At 60.0% G+C, this 19589-nt stretch carries 14 protein-coding genes; 9 read left to right on the top strand and 5 right to left on the bottom strand.

Going from position 1 to position 19589, the window contains the following annotated elements:
- The first annotated feature begins 105 nt into the window (after positions 1-105).
- Positions 106-963, top strand: coding sequence for a xanthine dehydrogenase accessory protein XdhC (xdhC, locus tag AC3IUF_RS09605; protein ID WP_095111812.1), 858 nt, complete (start codon positions 106-108; stop codon positions 961-963).
- A 13-nt stretch (positions 964-976) separates the two neighbouring features.
- The gene (gene guaD / locus AC3IUF_RS09600) at positions 977-2281 is read left to right on the top strand and encodes a guanine deaminase (RefSeq protein ID WP_007918377.1); all 1305 of its coding nucleotides are present in this window, start codon (positions 977-979) and stop codon (positions 2279-2281) included.
- Positions 2282-2392: 111 nt separating this feature from the next.
- On the opposite strand, the gene AC3IUF_RS09595 is transcribed toward guaD, so the two are convergent.
- Complete coding sequence (locus AC3IUF_RS09595) at positions 2393-3157, bottom strand: GntR family transcriptional regulator (protein WP_007918375.1); 765 nt, start codon at positions 3155-3157, stop codon at positions 2393-2395.
- 354 nt (positions 3158-3511) lie between these two features.
- On the opposite strand from AC3IUF_RS09595, the gene AC3IUF_RS09590 reads away from it, so the two are divergent.
- Positions 3512-4702 (top strand): benzoate/H(+) symporter BenE family transporter, encoded by a 1191-nt coding sequence (locus AC3IUF_RS09590; protein WP_095111814.1) that lies wholly within the window; start codon positions 3512-3514, stop codon positions 4700-4702.
- A 241-nt stretch (positions 4703-4943) separates the two neighbouring features.
- Here the strand turns inward: AC3IUF_RS09590 and AC3IUF_RS09585 are convergent, their stop codons facing one another.
- Positions 4944-5288 carry a YggL family protein gene (locus tag AC3IUF_RS09585; protein WP_489280920.1) on the bottom strand — a complete coding sequence of 115 codons (345 nt, stop codon included), beginning with the start codon at positions 5286-5288 and terminating at the stop codon, positions 4944-4946.
- A gap of 234 nt (positions 5289-5522) precedes the next feature.
- Between AC3IUF_RS09585 and dacB the strand changes: the two genes are divergently transcribed.
- On the top strand, positions 5523-6983 hold the full coding sequence (gene dacB, locus AC3IUF_RS09580) for a D-alanyl-D-alanine carboxypeptidase/D-alanyl-D-alanine endopeptidase (RefSeq protein ID WP_007916366.1): 1461 nt from the start codon (positions 5523-5525) through the stop codon (positions 6981-6983).
- A gap of 137 nt (positions 6984-7120) precedes the next feature.
- Here dacB and AC3IUF_RS09575 read toward each other — a convergent pair whose 3' ends face one another.
- Entirely contained in the window at positions 7121-9502 is a 2382-nt protein-coding gene (locus AC3IUF_RS09575) for a sensor domain-containing diguanylate cyclase (protein ID WP_489280919.1), read from the bottom strand.
- Positions 9503-9647: 145 nt separating this feature from the next.
- Positions 9648-11918, bottom strand: coding sequence for a bifunctional 23S rRNA (guanine(2069)-N(7))-methyltransferase RlmK/23S rRNA (guanine(2445)-N(2))-methyltransferase RlmL (rlmKL, locus tag AC3IUF_RS09570; protein ID WP_489280918.1), 2271 nt, complete (start codon positions 11916-11918; stop codon positions 9648-9650).
- A 532-nt stretch (positions 11919-12450) separates the two neighbouring features.
- On the opposite strand from rlmKL, the gene rmf reads away from it, so the two are divergent.
- Positions 12451-12666 (top strand): ribosome modulation factor, encoded by a 216-nt coding sequence (gene rmf, locus AC3IUF_RS09565; RefSeq protein WP_003223300.1) that lies wholly within the window; start codon positions 12451-12453, stop codon positions 12664-12666.
- A 256-nt stretch (positions 12667-12922) separates the two neighbouring features.
- Here rmf and AC3IUF_RS09560 read toward each other — a convergent pair whose 3' ends face one another.
- Entirely contained in the window at positions 12923-13942 is a 1020-nt protein-coding gene (locus tag AC3IUF_RS09560; protein WP_007916374.1) for a quinone-dependent dihydroorotate dehydrogenase, read from the bottom strand.
- A gap of 223 nt (positions 13943-14165) precedes the next feature.
- Here AC3IUF_RS09560 and AC3IUF_RS09555 point away from each other — a divergent pair, with 223 nt between their 5' ends.
- From AC3IUF_RS09555 to AC3IUF_RS09540, 4 genes are all read left to right on the top strand, one after another.
- Positions 14166-15377, top strand: a complete 1212-nt coding sequence (locus tag AC3IUF_RS09555) for a CmpA/NrtA family ABC transporter substrate-binding protein (RefSeq protein ID WP_007916383.1) — start codon at positions 14166-14168, stop codon at positions 15375-15377.
- Between the two features lie 15 nt (positions 15378-15392).
- The gene (locus AC3IUF_RS09550) at positions 15393-15968 is read left to right on the top strand and encodes an ANTAR domain-containing response regulator (RefSeq protein WP_007916390.1); all 576 of its coding nucleotides are present in this window, start codon (positions 15393-15395) and stop codon (positions 15966-15968) included.
- A 465-nt stretch (positions 15969-16433) separates the two neighbouring features.
- Positions 16434-17645, top strand: coding sequence for a nitrate/nitrite transporter (locus AC3IUF_RS09545; RefSeq protein WP_007916391.1), 1212 nt, complete (start codon positions 16434-16436; stop codon positions 17643-17645).
- 7 nt (positions 17646-17652) lie between these two features.
- Positions 17653-19323, top strand: coding sequence for a bifunctional protein-serine/threonine kinase/phosphatase (locus AC3IUF_RS09540; protein ID WP_489280917.1), 1671 nt, complete (start codon positions 17653-17655; stop codon positions 19321-19323).
- The last annotated feature ends 266 nt before the right edge of the window (positions 19324-19589 follow it).

The raw sequence follows: 19589 nt of genomic DNA, 5'->3' as shown, positions 1-19589 counted from the left end.
AGGTTTTTGTGGCGTTTAACCGATAGGCGTTACACCGCAAATCCTGTGGGAGCTGGCTTGCCAGCGATGAGGCCCGAACAGACAACGATGTTGTAGGGGTGAACTATGTACAACTGGATCGACGCCCTCGCCGACCTGCAGAACCAGGGCGAACCCTGTGTGCTGGTGACGATCATCGAAGAACTCGGCTCGACGCCACGTAACGCCGGTTCGAAAATGGTCATCAGCGCTAACCAGAGCTTCGACACCATTGGTGGCGGGCATCTGGAATACAAAGCCATGCAGATCGCCCGCGACATGCTCGCCAGCGGCAAGCAGGACACTCATCTGGAGCGCTTCAGCCTTGGCGCCAGCCTGGGCCAGTGCTGCGGCGGCGCCACCGTGTTGCTGTTCGAACCGATGGGCCAGGTGCAGGCGCAAATCGCCGTGTTCGGTGCCGGTCACGTTGGCCGCGCTTTGGTGCCGCTGCTCGCCAGCCTGCCCTGCCGGGTGCGCTGGATCGATTCGCGCGAGGCCGAATTCCCCGAACAGATCCCCCACGGCGTGCGTAAAATCGTTTCCGAAGAGCCTGTGGATGAAATCGATGAGCTGCCCGCCGGCAGTTATTGCATCGTCATGACCCACAACCATCAGCTCGACCTTGAACTCACTGCCGCGATCCTCAAGCGCAACGACTTCGCCTACTTCGGCCTGATCGGTTCGAAGACCAAACGCGCGAAGTTCGAACACCGTTTGCGTGATCGCGGTTTCGACAGCGGCGTCGTGCAACGCATGCGCTGCCCGATGGGCATCGGCGAAGTCAAAGGCAAACTGCCTGTGGAAATCGCCATCTCCATCGCCGGCGAAATCATCGCCACCTACAACGCCAACTTCGGCCAGCAGACTGCCAGCGCCGAACCGATTGCCAAACTGCTGCCGGTTTCGCGGCGCAGTCAGGCGACCAAACTCAAAGCCTCAAACTGATTAGAGAACCCTCATGCCTCTGACTCGCAAAGCCTACCGCGCCGCCATCCTGCACAGCATCGCCGACCCCGCCGAAGTCGGGATCGAAGCCTCCTACGAATATTTCGAGGACGGCCTGCTGGTGGTCGATGGCGGCAAGATCAGCGCCCTTGGCCACGCCAGTGATTTGCTGCCGACGTTGCCGGCGGACATCGAAATCGAGCACTACCAGGACGCGTTGATCACCCCGGGCTTCATCGACACCCACATTCACCTGCCGCAAACCGGCATGGTCGGTGCCTACGGCGAGCAATTGCTCGACTGGCTGAACACCTACACCTTCCCGTGCGAAAGCCAGTTCGGCGACAAGGCCCACGCCGATGAGGTCGCGGACATCTTCATCAAGGAACTGCTGCGCAACGGCACCACCACCGCGCTGGTGTTCGGCAGCGTGCACCCGCAGTCGGTAAACTCGTTCTTCGAAGCCGCCGAAAAGCTCGACCTGCGCATGATCGCCGGCAAGGTGATGATGGACCGCAACGCGCCGGACTACCTGACCGACACCGCCGAATCGAGCTACGTCGAAAGCAAGTCGCTGATCGAGCGCTGGCACGGCAAGGGTCGCCTGCACTATGCAGTTACTCCACGCTTCGCGCCGACCAGTACTCCGGAACAACTGACCCTCGCCGGGCAACTGCTGAGCGAATACCCGGATCTGTACATGCAGACCCACATCAGCGAAAACCTCAAGGAAATCGAGTGGGTCAAGGAGCTGTTCCCGGAGCGTAAAGGCTATCTCGACGTTTACGATCACTACCAATTGCTCGGCGAGCGCTCGGTATTCGCCCACGGCGTGCACCTGTGCGACGACGAATGCGCGCGTCTGGCAGAAACCGGCTCGGCGATCTCGTTCTGCCCGACCTCGAACTTGTTCCTCGGCAGCGGTCTGTTCAACTTGCCGATGGCCGAGAAGCACAAACTCAATGTCGGTCTGGGCACTGACGTTGGTGGCGGCACCAGTTTCTCGCTGCTGCAAACACTGAACGAAGCGTACAAAGTGATGCAACTGCAAGGTGCGCGACTGAGCCCGTTCAAGTCGCTGTATCTGGCGACGCTGGGCGGCGCACGCGCCCTGCGTCTGGAAGACAAGATCGGCAACCTGCAACCGGGTTCGGATGCTGACTTCCTGGTGCTGGATTACAACGCTACGCCGCTGCTGAGCTATCGCTTGAAGCAAGCCAACAACATTGCCGAAACGTTGTTTGTTCTGATGACGCTGGGCGATGACCGCACGGTGCAGCAGACGTATGCGGCAGGTGCTTTGGTGCATCAGCGCTAAGCTTTTCCAAGGCATAAAAAATCCCCCGGTGGTGTGTACCCCGGGGGATTTTTTGTTGCCTGTCAGATTGCTATCGCTGGCAAGCCAGCGATTGGGGCGACTCGGTGTCATTTAGAGCTTGGCCGCAGGGCGCCCAGGTTTCTTGGTCTGCAACAAATGCGAGAACACCGCATGCAGATCATCCGACGCGCCTTCCTCATCGAGGTTGAGCTTGCTGTCGATGTGATCCATGTGATGCATCATCAGATTCACCGCCAACTCACCGTCACGTTTCTCGATCGCGTCGATCAACTGGGTGTGTTCGTCATACGAGCAGTGCGAACGGTTGCCGCTTTCGTACTGGGCAATGATCAGCGACGTCTGCGAAACCAGGCTGCGCTGGAAACTGATCAGCGGGGCGTTCATCGCAGCTTCCGCCAGTTTCAGGTGGAATTCGCCCGACAGCCGAATACCGGCGCCGCGATCACCGCGCGAGAAGCTGTCGCGCTCGTCGTTGACCATCTGGCGCAACTCGGCAATCTGCTCGGCGGTGGCGTGTTGCACGGCCAACTCTGTGATCGCGCGCTCGACCAGACGGCGAGCGAGAAACACCTGACGCGCCTCTTCAACACTCGGGCTGGCGACGACGGCGCCACGGTTCGGCCGCAACAGCACCACGCCCTCATGGGCCAGACGCGACAGCGCGCGGCGAATGATGGTGCGGCTGACCCCGAAGATTTCCCCCAGCGCTTCTTCGCTCAATTTTGTGCCGGGCGCCAGACGCTGTTCGAGGATGGCCTCGAAGATATGCGCGTAGACAATATCGTCCTGGGTACCGCTGCGGCCGGCTTTGCCTGCTCGCGGTTGTTTCTTGAGGGGTTGCAACTGTTCGTTCATGGGCACTCGAGTCGGGAGAACTGCGGCGAATAGACCGTGACTGTAATACGGCACAGTAGGTCGCTGGCAAGTATCGCGTAAAAAACAGCGCGATTGTACACAATGGATGGTGGCAACACGACTGTATGGCTGTTTGTGACCTCCGCTGTATTGCAACGATCCGTTACGTTTGAGTTTAGGCTTGATCGCAGAATCCGCTGCCAGAACACCACCTACCCTGTAGGAGCTGCCGAAGGCTGCGATCTTTTGACTTTGATTTTGAGAAGCAAGATCAACAGATCGCAGCCTTCGGCAGCTCCTACAAGGGTTTGCGTTATGGCGGACATCTTCATTGGTATAAGGAACACCGTTGTCATGAACGACGCCACGCACACTCAACTGCGCCCGCTGGCCGATACCTCGCCTTCAGCCATCGTCGCCGGGTTCATCGCGATGATGACCGGCTACACCAGCTCGCTGGTGCTGATGTTCCAGGCCGGGCAAGCGGCGGGTCTGACCAGCGGGCAGATTTCTTCGTGGATCTGGGCGATCTCGATCGGCATGGCGGTGTGTTCGATCGGCCTCTCGCTGCGTTATCGCACGCCCATCACCATCGCCTGGTCGACACCCGGCGCAGCGTTGCTGATCACCAGCCTCGGCGGCGTCAGTTATGGCGAGGCCATTGGCGCCTACATCACCTGCGCCGTGCTGGTGACGATCTGCGGCCTGACCGGCAGCTTCGAACGCCTGGTAAAAAAGATCCCGGCCTCCTTGGCGGCAGCATTACTGGCGGGGATTCTGTTCAAGATCGGCAGCGAAATCTTCGTTGCCGCGCAGCATCGCACCGGGCTGGTGCTGGGGATGTTCTTCACTTATTTGCTGGTCAAGCGTCTGTCGCCGCGTTATGCCGTGCTCGCCGCGCTGCTGATCGGCACCGCGCTGTCTGGCTTCATGGGGCTGCTGGATTTCAGCGGCTTTCATCTGGAAGTGGCGACGCCGGTGTGGACGACGCCGCACTTCTCGTTGGCAGCGACCATCAGCATTGGCATTCCGCTGTTCGTGGTCGCGATGACCTCGCAGAACATGCCCGGCATCGCCGTCCTGCGCGCCGACGGTTACAACGTCCCGGCCTCGCCGCTGATCACCACCACCGGCATCGCTTCACTATTACTGGCGCCGTTCGGCTCCCACGGCATCAACCTCGCGGCCATCAGCGCGGCGATTTGCACCGGGCCGCATGCCCATGAGGATCGCAACAAGCGCTACACCGCTGCGGTCTGGTGCGGGATTTTCTACGGGATTGCCGGGGTGTTCGGCGCCACGTTGGCAGCGTTGTTTGCCGCGCTGCCGAAGGAATTGGTGCTGTCGATTGCCGCGCTGGCGCTGTTTGGTTCGATCATCAATGGTTTGAGCATTGCCATGGCCGAGGTGAAGGAACGGGAGGCGGCGTTGATTACCTTTATGGTCACGGCGTCGGGGCTGACGTTGTTTTCCATTGGTTCGGCGTTTTGGGGGATTGTCGCGGGGGTTTTGACGCTGGTGATTTTGAATTGGCGTAAAGCCTGAGGTCAAAAGCCCCTCACCCTAACCCTCTCCCAGGGGGAGAGGGGACTGACCGTGTTGTATGCGGGAGTTATAGCGACACGTGATACCGAGTCGAATCAGGTTTTGAACAGCCCATAAATCGGCCCCCTCTCCTTCGGGAGAGGGCTGGGGTGAGGGGTAGCCTCACCACAAATCCCAAACCAAACACCCAAACACCAGACGAAAAAAAACGGCGACCCTCAGGTCGCCGTTTTTTTCAGTATCACTTAGCCGCGTTGATCGGCTTTTCCGGATACCAAACGTCCAGCAACGGGCTGACTTCATACTTGGTCAGCTCGGAGCGGGTTTTCAGCCAGGCTTCAACGGCAGCGCGCTGCTCTTTGTTGACCGAGCCACGCTTCTGCAGGCATACCAGACCGAAGTCGTCGCCGCCAACATAACCCAGACCGTTGGCTTCCATGGCTTCTTTGATGAATGCTTCGAGGAAAGCGTCAATGGCTTCTTCGGACAAGTCTTCTTTGAAGTCCAGGTTCAGTTCGAAACCCAGCTCTTGAAATTCATCAACGCACAGTTTTTTGCGCAGACGCTGGGAACGGTTAGTCGCCATTGGAACAATCCTCTTAAGTAAATACGGCGGGCACTTTACCAGTTTAAGCAATCGATTGCCCGCCTCTCTGGACACAGCGGCCGACCGTCTGTAAAAAAATCAACGAATCGCCACCCCGAGGACGGCACAATCGGTTACACCTTGGGGCATAATGCCGACACTTTCGTGACCACTGAGGACCTTTTCATCCATGTCCTCGTCTTTTTTCCCCTCGGCTGTAGGGTTTTATTTCATATGATCAAATCGTTGCGTCCACTGTTTCTCGCCGGCCTTCTTCTGCCACTGGCCCTGAATGTTTCTGCTGCCACCATCAACACCTCCCTCACCCCGAATGTCGAAAAAGCCCTCAAGGCGAGCAAATTGCAGCCCAGCGCCCTGTCGCTGGTGATGGTGCCGCTCGACGGCCCGGGCACGCCGACCGTGTTCAACGCCGACGTGTCGGTCAACCCGGCCTCGACCATGAAACTGGTGACTACCTACGCGGCGCTGGAAATGCTCGGCCCGAACCATCAGTGGAAGACCGAGTTCTACACCGACGGTGACCTCAACGGTGGCATTCTCAACGGCAACCTCTACCTCAAGGGTGGCGGCGATCCGAAACTGAACATGGAAAAACTCTGGCTGCTGATGCGCGACCTGCGCGCCAACGGCGTGACGCAGATCACCGGTGATCTGGTGCTCGACCGCAACTTCTTCGTGCAGCCAGTGCTGCCGGAATTCAACGATGACGGCAATGACGAGAACAAGCCGTTCCTGGTCAAACCCGATTCGTTGCTGGTCAACCTCAAAGCCCTGCGATTTGTTGCCCGCAACGATAACGGCCGGGTGCTTATCTCGGTTGAGCCGCCAATCGCCAGCGTACGCATCGAAAACACCGTCAAGGCGTTGCCCTCCAAGCAATGCACCGGCGGCGTGCGCTACAACCCCGTGCCGCAAGCCGATGGCAGCGTGACCGTGACCGTGGCCGGCCAGTTGGGCGAAGGCTGCAGTTCGCAGACTTATCTGTCGCTGCTCGACCACGCGACTTACACCGCCGGCGCAGTGCGCGCGATCTGGAAAGAGCTGGGCGGCAGCATTCAAGGCAAGGATCGTCTGGCCTCGACACCGGGCAACGCCAAACTGCTGGCTCGTGCCTACTCGCCAGATCTGGCGGAGATCATCCGCGACATCAACAAATACAGTAACAACACCATGGCCCAGCAGCTGTTCCTCAGCCTCGGCCAGCGCTTCCGCAACGACGCCGACGGGGATGACGCCAAGGCAGCGCAGCGCGTAGTGCGTCAGTGGATGGCGAAGAAAGGCATCACTGCACCGCATCTGGTGATGGAAAACGGCTCCGGTTTGTCTCGCGCAGAACGGGTCAGCGCCCGCGAGATGGCGAGCATGCTGCAAGCGGCGTGGCACAGCCCGTATGCCGCCGAGTACATCAGCTCGCTGCCGATCGCCGGCACCGACGGCACCATGCGCAAGCGTCTGAAGACCACGGCGATGCGCGGTGAGGCGCACGTCAAGACCGGTACTTTGAACACCGTGCGGGCGATTGCCGGTTTCAGCCGCGACGTGAATGGCAATACCTGGGCGGTGGTAGCGATCCTCAACGACAAGGCGCCGTTTGGTGCATCGTCGGTGCTGGATCAGGTGCTGCTGGATCTGTACAAACAGCCGAAACTGGCGCAGACCGCTTCGGTTTTGTAACGCAGTTCAAGCAACACCACAAAAACCTGTGGGAGCTGGCTTGCCAGCGATTGCAGAATGTCAGTCACTGAATATGCTGACTGAAATGACGCTATCGCTGGCAAGCCAGCTCCCACAGGGGTTGCGCTGTATTGAAGTCAGCTCATCTGTTCGACACGATCACGCCCGCGCTGCTTTGCCATATACACACCCGAATCCGCCCGCAGCAACAGCGCATCCGCGCCCTCCCCCGGTCGCCAACTGGCGATACCGAAACTCGCGGTGACCACGCCGACCACATCCACCGGCGCACTGCGCAAACCCTGCCACAGCTCAACCGCCAACATGTACGCGTGTTCGCCGTCGATGTCCGGGCACAGCACCATGAACTCTTCGCCGCCCAACCGACAGAACACATCGGTACGCCGCAGACGATGGCCGATGCGCTCGCACACCGCTTGCAGCACCCGGTCGCCCACAGCGTGACCGTACTGATCGTTGATACGTTTGAAATGGTCGATGTCGAGCATAATCACCGACAGTTCGCCCCCGCCGCGCTCGACCCGGGCCATTTCCGTGGTCAGGCGTTCCTGGAAATAGCGGCGGTTGTGGATACCAGTCAGCGAATCGGTCACCGACAGCGCGCGCAATTCTTCTTCCACACGTTTCAGGTCGGAAATATCCGAAATATAGCCATGCCACAGCACGCCGCCGCCCGGCAGTTCTTCCGGCGTCGCTTCGCCGCGCACCCAGCGCAAGCCGCGCTCGGGCAATTGCACGCGGTATTCTTCGCGCCACGGGCTGAGGCTGTCGGCCGAAGCGCGAATGGAAGAGCGCACACGGGTGACGTCCTGTGGATGAATGCGCGTGAAGATCGCCTCGGCGTTGAACAGCAGCACGTCCGGCTCCAGTTCGTAGATCTCGCGGATGCCGTCGCTGGCGTAGATCACACTGAAGCGCCCATCGAATTCCATCTTGAACTGATAGATGCCGCCGGGCACATGCGCGCTGAGTTTCTTCAGCAACACGTCCCGCGCCGCCAGCACCTCGTGCACGCGCTTGCGCTCGGTGATGTCGATGCAGATCGCCAGATGTCCGACCCACAAACCCTGCTCATCGAGCACCGGGGTGGCCAGCATGTTCACCGGAATATGGCTGCCATCGCTGCGTACCAGCGTCCATTCGCGAGCCTCGTGGCCACCGACTTCGCCGCCCTCGACCAACATCGCGTGGCAGGTCGGGATGCTTTTACCGTAACGCGCACTTAGCTCGGCGGCGCGGGCTGTCAGTTCTCGGGGCAGATGCAGGTTTTCCAGGGTCATGTGCCCGACGACATCGGCGCTGCTGTAACCGAGCATTTGTTCGGCGCCGGGGTTGAACGTGTTGATCACCCCGCGCAGGTCGGTGGCGATGATTGCCACCTGCGTCGCCGCATTCAACACGCCGCGCAACTGACCGTGGGTGCCGCGCAATTCCTGTTCGCTGGCGTGCAGCTCCTGGGTGCGCAGTTCGACCATGCGCAAGGCGCGCTGACGCTGACTGACCAAGACGTAGAGCAAGGCGCTGAGCAGCAGACTGAGCAAGCCACCGAGGACGATTACGCTGCCGACCGACGAATGATTTGCCTGTGCGAAGGCGTCGCTCGGCAAGATATCGACCTGATAGTCGTGATCGGCCATGCGCAGTAACCGCGTGGCCGACAGGTCGCTCGGTGCCGGATCGTTGGTCGACTCGAACAACACTTCGTGCTGATCATTGGTCGACATGTCGAGAATGCGCACCGACAGATAGTCATGGAAAGCGTCCGGCAAACCGTCGGCCAGCAACTGACGCATGCTGATCACCGCCATGACGTAGCCAAAGGATTGCTGCTCGCCACTGTGACTCACGGGCGCCACCAGCAGCACGCCGCGCGCGTAGGACGGCTCAATGCTGACTAGGTGCATCGGTTGCGACACCGCCAGTCCGCCGAGCTTGTCGGCCCGTTGCAGGGTGTCACGACGCAAGGGTTGCGCGAGCAGGTCATAACCCAACGGTGAGCCGAGCCGGCTTTGCGTCTGGCTGTAGAGCACCGGCACGTATTCATCGCGCACGCCAGCCAGTTGCAGCTCGCCTTGGGCATTCAGTTCACGCAAGGTGAAGTTACTCAGGCCTTCATCACGCACCCGCTGCTCGAATGCGGCGCGCTCGGCTCCATTGACCTTGAGGGCAAACGAATAGGCCTGGGTACGCATCAATAAGGGTTGGGTGTAACCGTCGAATTCGGTGCGGGACACCGATTCAGAGTTGGCGAAGAAGCGGCGCAGGCCGTCGAGGCGTTGCTCCTGGTCCTGAAAGCGTTCTTCGATGCGGGTGTAACGTTCGTTGGTCAGCAGCTGAAAACGCTGGCGGGTTTGTTGCTGAAACTGATTGAGGGTGGCCCAGGCGAGCAGCCCCGTGAGAATCCCGCCGGCGAGCAATACCAGCACCGCGACCAGCCAGGCCGAGACGTCTTCGCTGATAAAACCCAGAATCTTTGGGCGCACGGGGTGCAACGACATAAGGACAACTCACTACGCCAGCATTTACGGGAAAACCCCATTGACCGTGTGTGAGTTATAGCTATTAGCCACTAATTTAGCTAGCGCGGGCAGATCCACGGAGCCTTTAAAAATCAAGGCTCTGTGGATCCAATTGCGCAAAGCGTCAACTAGCCGTGATTTTCCAGGCGCGGTGGATCTTGGTGTTACGGGCGAAATCCGGATCGATGGTCTGCGCGCTGATTTCCTCGACCGCGTAACGCTCGGCGAGGTTTTCTTCCAACTGGAACTTGCGGAAGTTGTTGGAGAAATACAGCACACCGCCCGGCGCCAGACGCGCCATGGCCAGGTCAATCAACTGCACCTGATCACGCTGCACGTCGAAGATGCCTTCCATGCGCTTGGAGTTGGAGAAGGTTGGCGGATCGATGAAGATCAGGTCGTACTCGTCGCGGCTGCTCTCCAGCCACGCCATCACATCGCCCTGCTCCAGACGGTTCTTGTCGGAGAAACCGTTCAACGACAGGTTGCGACGCGCCCAGTCGAGGTAGGTTTTCGACAGGTCAACGCTGGTGGTACTGCGCGCGCCGCCCTTGGCCGCGTGCACGCTGGCGGTCGCGGTGTAGCAGAACAGATTGAGGAAGCGCTTGCCGGCGGCCTCTTTCTGAATACGCATGCGCATTGGCCGGTGGTCGAGGAACAGACCGGTGTCGAGGTAGTCGGTGAGGTTGACCAGCAACTTCACGCCGCCCTCGCTGACTTCATTGAACTTGCCTTGCGCAGCCTGACGCTCGTACTGCTTGGTGCCGCTCTGGCGTTCGCGGCGTTTGACCACCACGCGGCTCTTGTCGACGTTCAGCGCCTGCGGAATGGCGGCCAAGGCATCGAACATGCGCGCCGAGGCTTTTTCCGGATCGATGGACTTCGGCGCAGCGTATTCCTGAACGTGCACCCAATCGTGGTACAGGTCGATCGCCATCGCGTACTCGGGCATGTCGGCATCGTAGACACGGTAGCAATCAATGCCTTCGCGCTTGACCCACTTGCCCATGGCCTTGAGGTTTTTTTGCAGACGGTTGGCAAACATCTGCCCGCCTTCGCTCAAGCGCGGCTGCTCGATCACTGGCGCCTGAGCCGGCGTCGGTTTGATCGGGTTGCCGTTCTTGTTGAACTTGCGTTCTTGCGGCTCGTCCGGGGTCTGATCGTAAGCGGCTTGCTCGCGCTCGGCCTGACGCTGTTCCGGAGTGCGACGCTCGCCAGTGACGAACTGATCCGGCAGCACTTTGATCAACAGCAGTTTGCACGGCAGCGCGCCATTCCAGAACGAATACTGTTTGTGGCTGCGGATACCCATGCGCTTGCCCAGATCCGGCGCGCCGGTGAACACCGCCGCTTCCCAGTTCAGGCAGGCCTGACGCAGACGCTCGCCGAGGTTCTGGTAGAGATACAACAGGCTGGCTTCGTCACCGAGACGCTCGCCGTACGGTGGGTTGCAGATCACCAGACCTTTCTGGTTCTGATCCGGACGCGGCTCGAAAGTCGCCACTTCGCCCTGGTAGATCTTGATCCACTCGCTCAGGCCGGCGCGTTCAACGTTGTTGCGGCCCGGTTGAATCAGACGCGGATCAGCTTCGTAGCCACGAATCCACAACGGTGGCTTGGCCAGACCGGCAGCGGCACGCTCGACGGCCTCTTCATGGAGTTTTTTCCACAGTGCCGGCACGTGACCGAGCCACGCGGTAAAGCCCCACTGCTCACGACGCAGGTTCGGCGCCATGTCGGCGGCAATCATGCCGGCTTCGACGAGGAACGTACCGACACCGCACATCGGGTCAGCCAGCGCGCCGCCTTCGGCAGCAATGCGCGGCCAGCCGGAACGGATCAGAATCGCCGCCGCGAGGTTTTCCTTCAACGGTGCAGCGCCCTGCTGCAGACGGTAACCGCGCTGATGCAGGCTGTGGCCGGACAGATCAAGGGAAAGAATCGCTTCGCCGCGATCCAGACGCAGGTGAATGCGCAGGTCCGGGTTGAGCTTGTCGATCGACGGACGGTCGCCCTGTGGGGTGCGCAGTTTGTCGACGATGGCGTCTTTGACTTTCAAGGCGCCGAAGTGGGTGTTGTCGATACCCGAGCCATGGCCACTGAATTCAACAGCCAGGGTGCCATCGCTGAGCATGTGATCCTGCCAGTCGATGTCGAGCACGCCGTGGTAGAGGTCTTCAGCGTCTTTCATCGGGAAACGCTTGAGCACCAGCAGCACGCGGTTGGCCAGACGCGACCAGAGGCACAGGCGATAAGCGGTTTCCATGGTCGCCATGCCACGCACGGCGGAAGTGTGCTCGCGCGCTTCTTCAAGGCCAAGCCCGACGGCTTCCTCGATGAGCAGGCCTTCAAGGCCTTTAGGGCAAGTGAGGAAGAGTTCGAAACGGTCGGACATGGTATTTCCAGAGCCTTTGGCTAGTGAATCGGCAACGCATTGCCGATCCGGTTTTCAATCAGGCGCTTTTCTAAAAGAGCGCCCGCGTGGCACGAAGGTGTGCCGTTCCATCCCCGCTGCTCGGGTTAAAAGAGCTTAGATGCCGGGACAGATAAAAAAGTTGATGAAACAAAAAGTCTTAAAGCGACCCTTCGTCGCTTTATACCCCAGCGCAAACGTGGGTCATTCTCACTAAAGAATTAACCCCATCATCCAGCGCGGGGCCGATCATACCGGGGTTTGCTGAAAAACCGTGCATGAAACCCGTCGTTACTTATGGCTGTAGCACTAATTTCGTTACGTCCTTATGACAAAACGATCATTCCCTCGGTGTGACTCATTGGTTAGAACTGAACACAGGTTGACGTCGCAACGGCGTCAACACCTTGGCTCGCCACGCCGGCAGCGAGCCGCACCATGGCAGGTTTTTTCTGCCAGACCTCAGTTGAGGTCAACGCGATACAAAACAGTCAACAAGTGAGGGAAACACCCTATGAGAAGACTTAAGCGTGATCCGTTGGAAAGAGCATTTTTGCGCGGATATCAATATGGCGTTGGTGGCAAATCCCGTGAGCTTTGCCCATTTACTCTACCGTCGGTACGTCAAGCCTGGATTAACGGCTGGCGAGAAGGACGCGGCGACAACTGGGACGGTATGACCGGCACTGCGGGAATCCACAGACTCAACGAACTTCACGCCGTCGGCTGACACAGGGCACTTATTCCGACACGACAATCTGAATTTGTAACGACTTACCATGCACGTCCTTCCCGGACGGCGGGCTGCGGCCCAGGGGCTCCTTCGAGGAGCCCTTTTTTATGCCTGTCACATTATCTGTGCCATACACAAAACCTGTAGGAGTGAGCCTGCTCGTGATAGCGGTCTGTCAGTCGCTGATGAAGTGACCGAAAGAAAGCTATCGCGAGCAGGCTCACTCCTACAAGGGAACAGTGGTGTCTATGGATCAGCGCAAGGCGGCGATCGCGTCTACGGATTCACGGATCAGCGCCGGGCCTTTATAGATGAAGCCGGAGTAGATCTGCACCAGGCTCGCACCGGCGAGAATCTTCTCCGCCGCATGCTTGCCTTCGGTAATCCCGCCAGCCGCAATGATCGGCAACCGCCCCGCCAATTCACTGGCCAGCACCTTCACGGTATTGGTGCTCTTCTCACGCACCGGCGCACCGGACAACCCGCCCGCCTCGTCGCCATGCTCCATGCCCTCAACGCCAACACGGCTGAGGGTGGTGTTGGTCGCGATTACCGCGTCCATGCCGGTTTCGATTAACGCCTGGGCGACCTGCGCGGTTTCTTCATCGGTCATGTCCGGCGCGATCTTGATCGCCAGCGGCACATGCTTGCCGTGACGCAGGGCCAGTTCGGCACGGCGCGTGGCCAGATCCGCGAGCAATTGCTTGAGCGAATCGCCGAACTGCAGGCTGCGCAGGCCCGGGGTGTTCGGCGAGCTGACGTTGACCGTGACGTAGCTGGCGTGGGCATAAACCTTGTCCAGGCAGATCAGGTAGTCGTCGACCGCGCGTTCAACCGGGGTATCGAAGTTCTTGCCGATATTGATGCCCAGCACGCCTTTGTATTTCGCTGCGGCCACACGCGCCAGCAGGTTATCGACACCGAGGTTGTTGAAACCCATGCGGTTGATGATCGCCTCGGCTTCCGGCAAGCGGAAAATCCGTGGTTTCGGGTTGCCCGGCTGCGGACGCGGGGTCACGGTGCCGATTTCAACAAAACCGAAACCCAGCTGTGCGAAACCGTCGATGGCCGCGCCATTCTTGTCCAGACCGGCCGCCAGACCTACCGGGTTCGGAAACTCGAGGCCCATGACCGTCACCGGTTTCTTCGCCGGCGCCTTGCACAGCAAGCCGTTGAGGCCCAAACGCCCACCCGCGCCGATCAGATCCAGCGACAGATCGTGGGAGGTTTCCGGGGAAAGTTTGAACAACAGCTGACGGGCCAGGGAATACATGGGCGGCAATGACTCGGGCGGCGAAAAGAGGCGGCGATTATAGCCGGGCATCGACCTGCCGCGCGAGGCGCACGCGCAAATCACTGGCAGTGGCATATGCCTTGCACCCTCCTTGACTATCAGCGCGCAGGCCAATGACGGCAGGCGGGCAAGGACAATGGCGTCGTCCCGGGTTTTGCCTGCGCAAAGTCCGCGGCGGCGTTTTTTTTCGAGGTGGCGGTGTATGAATGAACCTTCGGTAGGGCCACTGGCCTGGGTCAATGGCAGCGATGCTCCGGAAAAGACTGCAATCAACCTCGGTTTCATGGCGTTGAGCGACTGCGCATCGGTTGTCGTTGCTGCCACACAAGGCTTTGCCCAGCCTTACGGGCTGACCCTGAATCTCAAGCGCCAAAGCTCCTGGGCCAACCTGCGCGACAAACTGGTCAGCGGTGAACTGGATGCTGCCCACAGTCTGTACGGTCTGATCTACGCCGTGCATCTGGGCATTGGCGGTGGGGCGTCGAGCGACATGGCGGTGTTGATGGGGCTGAACCAAAACGGTCAAAGTCTCAACCTGTCCCACGGCCTGCAGAACATTGGTGTGACCAGTCCTGAAGCGCTGGACCGCCACGTGCACCAAAGCCGCGCAAAACTCACCTTCGCCCAGACGTTTCCCACTGGCACTCATGCGATGTGGCTGTATTACTGGCTGGCGAGTCAGGGCATTCATCCGTTACAGGATGTCGACAGCGTGGTGGTGCCGCCGCCGCAAATGGTTGCGCATCTGCAAGCCGGACGCATCGATGGTTTTTGCGTCGGCGAGCCTTGGGCCGCCAGCGCGGTGCAGCAGGATCTCGGTTTTACCCTGGCGACCAGCCAGACCATCTGGCCCGATCACCCGGAAAAAGTCCTTGGCTGCACCCGTGAATTTGTCGAGCAGTATCCGAACACGGCACGGGCGCTGGTGATGGCGATCCTTGAAGCCAGTCGCTTTATCGAAGAAAGTCCGGAAAACCGCCGCAGCACCGCGCAGTTGCTCAGCGCGCCGGAATATCTGGACGCTCCGCTTTCGTGCATTGAGCCGCGTTTTCTCGGTGACTATGCCGATGGCCTTGGCAATCGCTGGCAGGATCCGCACGCGCTGCGTTTTCACGGTAACGGCGAGGTGAATCTGCCTTATTTGTCGGACGGTATGTGGTTCATGACCCAGTTCCGCCGCTGGGGCCTGCTGCGCGAAGATCCGGATTACCTCGCCGTCGCCCGCCAGGTTCAGCAACTGGATATCTACCGCGACGCCGCCACCGCTGTCGGCGTCGCCGCGTGGGGCACCGACATGCGCAGCAGTCAGTTGCTCGACGGCAAAATCTGGGATGGTAGTGACCCGGCCGCTTACGCGCGCAGCTTCAAGCTGCACGCGTTGAACGACGACGCTCCCCTTCTCGCCCGCCGCTGACAGGAGACCGCGAACATGTTGCGCATTCTGCTGATCAATGACACGGCGAAAAAAGTCGGTCGCCTGAAAGCCGCGCTGACTGAAGCCGGTTTCGAGGTCATCGACGAGTCCGGCCTGACCATCGACCTGCCCGCGCGCGTCGAAACGGTGCGCCCGGACGTGATTCTGATCGATACCGAGTCACCGAGCCGCGATGTCATGGAGCAAGTCGTGCTGGTCAGCCGCGACCAGCCACGGCCAATTGTGATGTTTACCGATGAGCATGATCCGGGGGTGATGCGCCAGGCAATCAAGTCCGGGGTCAGCGCCTACATCGTTGAAGGCATTCATGCACAGCGTCTGCAGCCGATTCTCGATGTAGCAATGGCGCGCTTCGAGAGTGATCAGGCGTTGCGGGCGCAGTTGCAGGCGCGTGATCAGCAACTGGCTGAGCGTAAGCGCATCGAACTGGCCAAGGGGTTGCTGATGAAGATGAAGGATTGCAATGAGGAAGAGGCTTACACCCTGATGCGGCGCCAGGCGATGAGCCGGCAGCAAAAGCTGATTCAGGTGGCGGAGCAGATTATTGCCATGAGTGAGTTGCTTGGCTGAAAGTACTGAACGCTTGAAAAGCCCCTCACCCTAGCCCTCCCGAAACGTCGGACCGCCCATAGGGAGAGGGGACTGACCTAGGTGTCTGGCGTCAAACATCGACCTGAAAGACCGAGTCGATTATGGATTCACAGCAGAAAATCACAGGTCGGCGTACTTCTCGAGCATCCCCCAATCAGTCCCCTCTCCCTCTGGGCGGTCCGACGTTTCGGGAGGGCTAGGGTGAGGGGCTTTTGATTTTCCGCCTGTTGGCACAAATCTCGCTAAGTAAAACGCACAGGTAACCAACGGCGGTTGCCCCACCCACGACAAAGACGTCGCTCACCCGTTCGCCCCAACCGGCGCATCAGGTAGCGGCGTTTTTGCGTTTTGGCCCCACAGCCCGGGGTCGGTGGTGCGGCCGTGGCGGCGCCCCACCTGCTGTTGCATGACTCCTTTCGAGACTCTTTTCAGCTGAGGTGCGCGATGAATTCAAGCTTCTGGAAATCCGGCCACACCCCGACCCTGTTCGCGGCCTTCCTCTATTTCGACCTGAGTTTCATGGTCTGGTACCTGCTCGGCCCGCTGGCGGTGCAGATTGCCGCCGACCTGCACCTGACCACACAACAACGTGGCCTCGTCGTCGCCACGCCGATCCTCGCTGGCGCGGTGCTGCGCTTTGTGATGGGCATGCTCGCCGATCGGCTGTCGCCGAAAACCGCCGGGCTGATCGGCCAGGTCATCGTGATCTGCGCACTGTTCGGCGCCTGGAAACTCGGCATCCACAGTTATGAACAGGCGCTGATACTCGGCCTGTTCCTCGGCATGGCTGGCGCATCGTTTGCCGTCGCTCTGCCACTGGCGTCGCAGTGGTACCCGCCGCAGCATCAGGGCAAAGCCATGGGCATCGCCGGTGCGGGCAACTCGGGCACCGTGTTTGCCGCACTGCTCGCTCCGGTACTGGCGGCTGCGTTCGGCTGGAGCAATGTCTTCGGCTTCGCGTTGATTCCGTTGATCCTGACGTTGGTATTGTTCGCCTGGCTGGCAAAAAACGCCCCTGAGCGGCCGAAAGCCAAAGCCATGGCTGACTACTTCAAAGCCTTGGGCGACCGCGATAGCTGGTGGTTCATGTTTTTCTACAGCGTGACCTTCGGCGGCTTCATCGGTCTGGCCAGCGCCCTGCCCGGCTATTTCAACGATCAATACGGTCTGAGTCCGGTGACGGCCGGTTACTACACCGCCGCCTGCGTGTTCGGCGGCAGTTTGATGCGACCGCTGGGTGGCGCACTGGCTGATCGCTTTGGCGGTATCCGCACACTGCTGGCGATGTACACCGTCGCCGCCGTCTGCATCGCCGCGGTCGGTTTCAACCTGCCGAGTTCCTACGCGGCGCTGGCACTTTTCGTCTGCACCATGCTCGGTTTAGGGGCAGGCAACGGTGCGGTGTTCCAACTGGTGCCGCAGCGTTTTCGCTTGGAGATCGGCGTCATGACCGGGCTGATCGGCATGGCCGGCGGCATCGGCGGTTTCGCCTTGGCCGCCGGCATGGGTGCGATCAAACAGAGCACCGGCAGCTATCAACTGGCCCTGTGGTTGTTCGCCAGCCTCGGCGTGTTGGCGTGGTTTGGCCTGCACGGCGTCAAGCGTCGCTGGAGAACCACCTGGGGTTCGGCAGCCGTAACGGCGGCGCGGGTCTGAGGCGTCGATGGCCCTGCAACTGAGTTTTGCCGAAGCCAGCGCTACTGGCCCGCGTGCGGAGAATCAGGACGCTTTGCGCTTGGTCACGCCCGCTCCGGCGCTGGCGGCGAGCAAGGGTTATCTGTTCGCTATCGCTGATGGCGTCAGCCAGTGTGCCGATGGCGGACTGGCTGCGCGTTCGACCTTGCAGGCGCTGGCGCTCGACTACTACGCCACACCGGAAACCTGGAGCGTGGCGCAGGCACTGGACCGACTGCTGCTCGCGCAAAATCGCTGGTTGCAGGCCAACGGTGGTGGGCAACCGTTGCTCACCACGGTCAGTGCTTTGGTCATGCGCGGTCGGCGTTTTACCCTCGCCCACGTCGGCGATTGCCGGGTGTATCGCTGGCACGACGATAGTTTGCAGCGGATCTCGGAGGATCATGTCTGGGAGCAGCCAGGCATGCAGCATGTGCTCAAGCGTGCATTGGGGCTGGATCAGCATCTGGTGCTGGATTTCCTCGACGGTGAACTGCGTGACGGTGAAAGCTTTGTGCTGCTCAGTGACGGAGTCTGGTCGACGCTGGGCGATACCGCGATTGCCGCGATTCTGCGTGATCAACCGGATCTGCACAGCGCCGCGCAGACGCTGGTCAATGCCGCGCATCTGGCGGGGAGTCAGGACAATGCCAGTGCATTGCTGGTGCGCGTCGATGCACTGGGTGAAGCGAATATCGGCGATGCATTGATTCATTTGCAGCAATGGCCCCTGCCGCCGCCGCTGAAACCTGGCCAATCCTTCGAAGGCTGGCAGGTTCAGGGGATTGTCGCTCAGAGGCAGCAATCGCTGCTGTATCGGGTTGTCGATGGACAAGGCCAGGCATGGCTGTTGAAAACCCTGCCGTCGCGCTCCAGCGATGATCCTCGCGCCGGGCAAGCGCTGCTGTCCGAGGAATGGTTCCTCAAACGCGTGGCCGGCCGGCACTTTCCTGAAGTCCATGCCTGCCAGCAGCGTCAGCATTTGTACTACGTGATGCGCGAATATTCCGGGACAACGCTGGCTCAGCTGTTTCAGCAGTCCGGCCCATTGCCGCTGGCGCAATGGCAGGATATCGCCGAGCGCCTGCTGCGCGCGGTGGGGCTTTTGCATCGGCGGCAGATTCTGCACCGGGACATCAAACCGGAAAACCTGCATTGGGGTGACGACGGCGAGTTACGCCTGCTGGATTTTGGCTTGGCGTATTGCCCGGGCTTGTCCGAAGACGCGCCGTCAACGCTGCCCGGAACCCCAAGTTACATCGCCCCGGAAGCGTTTCGCGGTGATCCGCCGAGTGCGCAGCAGGATTTGTATGCAGTCGGCGTGACCCTGTATTTCCTGCTTACCGGGCATTTTCCTTATGGCGAGATTGAAGCGTTTCAACGGCCGCGATTTGGTCTGCCGGTGATTGCCAGTCGCTATCGGCCTGATCTGCCGGAATGGTTGGCGCAGAGTCTGCAGCGTGGCGTGGCGGCGGATCCGCAACAACGGTTTGAAACGGCTGAAGAGTGGTTGTTGGTGCTGGAACAGGGCGAGCGGCAGAGTTTGAGTGTGCGGCCTCGACCGTTATTGGAGCGGGAGCCGCTGAAGGTCTGGCGGACGATGGCATTGCTGGCGTTGCTCGGGAATCTGGTGCTTCTGGTTTTGTTGTTTCATCACTGACACCGCGTCGCGGCCATCGCGAGCAGGCTCACTCCTACAATTGGAAACGCGTTCCACTGTAGGAGTGAGCCTGCTCGCGATGACGTCAGCCCAATCACCACAAATCCATCTACCTGAGCGCCCCACGAACGAGCAATCCGCCTCGATTCAGTGCAAAAAATCACCCTCAGAACCTGCCAAACCCCAATAAACCCGCCACTGTTCCCACTTGGCACAACCACTGCATTAGCCCACTCAGCACACACATAAAGCCCAACCTTCAACGA

The sequence above is a fragment of the Pseudomonas sp. KH_040 genome (genome assembly GCF_057839305.1).
The sequence above is the reverse complement of the archived record's forward strand: the minus strand, read 5'-3'. Positions and strand labels throughout refer to the sequence as shown.